The following is a 577-nucleotide window of genomic DNA, read 5'->3' as shown; positions in this document are numbered from 1 at the left end:
GCTAGCTCTGATGCCATAATTACTCAGCAGTGTGCGATAACGCTTGCTGGTATACTGCGAACCTCTGTCACTATGAAACACCAAGCCTTTAGGAGGCTGGCGCAGATTATATGCCCTGATCATAGCTCGACTAACCAAGTCAGTAGTCATACGCTTATCAATCTGCCAGCCAACGATTCGGCGTGAAAATAAATCCATGACGATCGCGAGATACATCCAGCCTTCGCCTGTTTTCAGATAAGTCACATCGCCAGCCAAGATTTGATTTGGCCCAACCGGATTAAAGTTCTGGTTCAGCAAGTTATCTGCAACAGCATCACTGTGTTTACGCTTAGTTGTTGCCTTGTATGCAATGCGTTGCGTAACGACCAATCCAAGCTTAGCCATTAATTTTTGAGCGCTGTATTCAGTAATATCAAAGCCCTCTCTGCACAATCGTTTCCGCAGTTCTCTATAACCCAAACTACTTCGGCTTTTCTCGAAGATAGTTTTAGCTCTGCTATACAAATGTAACTGCTTTGGCGTAATAGATTTAGTTGGCCGTTTGAGCCAAGCATAATAAGCTGAGCGGCTAACA

Annotated in this window: 1 protein-coding gene; it reads right to left on the bottom strand. The window is 44.5% G+C overall.

Annotated features, from left to right (window positions below):
- Nucleotides 1–577 (bottom strand): IS3 family transposase (locus tag A3729_RS11770; RefSeq protein ID WP_068633892.1); only part of this gene is annotated, 577 nt, incomplete at both ends.

It is taken from the genome of Oleiphilus sp. HI0043 (assembly GCF_001634935.1).
The sequence above is the reverse complement of the archived record's forward strand: the minus strand, read 5'-3'. Positions and strand labels throughout refer to the sequence as shown.